We start from the raw sequence: 752 nt of genomic DNA on the forward strand, positions 1-752 counted from the left end.
GGTACTTCTATTTTAGCCGAATTAGGAGATATTGGCAATTATTCCAAGCCTTCTCAAATCATTAAATTTGCAGGAGTAGCACCATATCACTATGAATCGAGTCAATACAACGCCCAACATACTGGCATAACCAAGAAGGGATCTAAGTATCTTAGAAAGACTTTGTATCAAATCATACTGCCTGTAATTAACAATAATCCTGTATTTAAGAAATACTATCTATTAAAGATTTCTCAAGGTAAAGGACACCGTTGTGCTCAAGGCCACTGCATTAGAAAGTTGCTTAGAATCATTTATCATTTACTAGAAACAGGACAATCATTTGATCCTGCATTATTAAGATAAGACCAATGCATCTAAAGCATCTGAACTTTTAAAAAAACGCATTTTAAAAGTTCTTTTCGTCATGCCTAAATTTAATCCAATATTCACATTTTCAAAGATCAATTCAAAAATAACTAAAAATTCTAGTAATTTTATATTTTCAAACTTTTTCATAAAAATTACTTGAATTTTATATAGTTAGCTTACAAGTGTAATGGATCTATATTCAAGAAAAATAATTGCATGGACATTATCAAGAACATTGGAAGTGGAAGAAGTATTGAAATGTATAGAGATGGCTAGAAAGCAGAGAAAAACAGCGAATCCTGTAATTATTCATTCGGATAGAGGAGTACATTATACAAGCAAACTTTATAAAAAATTAACGGCAGGACTGATTCTAAGTTATTCAAAAAAAGGCACACCAT

Annotated in this window: 3 protein-coding genes; 2 read left to right on the plus strand and 1 reads right to left on the minus strand. The window is 30.7% G+C overall.

Going from position 1 to position 752, the window contains the following annotated elements; genetic code table 11:
- Positions 1-345: transposase (locus tag H8911_RS12225; protein WP_186999848.1), on the plus strand; the 345-nt coding region annotated here is incomplete at its 5' end.
- Here H8911_RS12225 and H8911_RS12230 read toward each other — a convergent pair.
- Positions 337-498 carry a hypothetical protein gene (locus tag H8911_RS12230; protein ID WP_186999849.1) on the minus strand — a complete coding sequence of 54 codons (162 nt, stop codon included), beginning with the start codon at positions 496-498 and terminating at the stop codon, positions 337-339. The two genes, H8911_RS12225 and H8911_RS12230, sit on opposite strands and share 9 nt — an antisense overlap.
- 40 nt (positions 499-538) lie before the next feature.
- On the opposite strand from H8911_RS12230, the gene H8911_RS12235 reads away from it, so the two are divergent.
- Positions 539-752 (plus strand): DDE-type integrase/transposase/recombinase (locus H8911_RS12235; protein WP_186999850.1); only part of this gene is annotated, 214 nt, incomplete at its 3' end.

Source organism: Holdemanella hominis (genome assembly GCF_014306155.1).
In the GTDB taxonomy this organism is placed as follows: Bacteria; Bacillota_I; Bacilli_A; order Erysipelotrichales; family Erysipelotrichaceae; genus Holdemanella; species Holdemanella hominis.

What these genes read in the sequence shown, in the direction of transcription:
- H8911_RS12230 (WP_186999849.1), bottom strand. Translation starts at nt 498, where the DNA reads ATGAAAAAGTTTGAAAATATAAAATTACTAGAATTTTTAGTTATTTTT.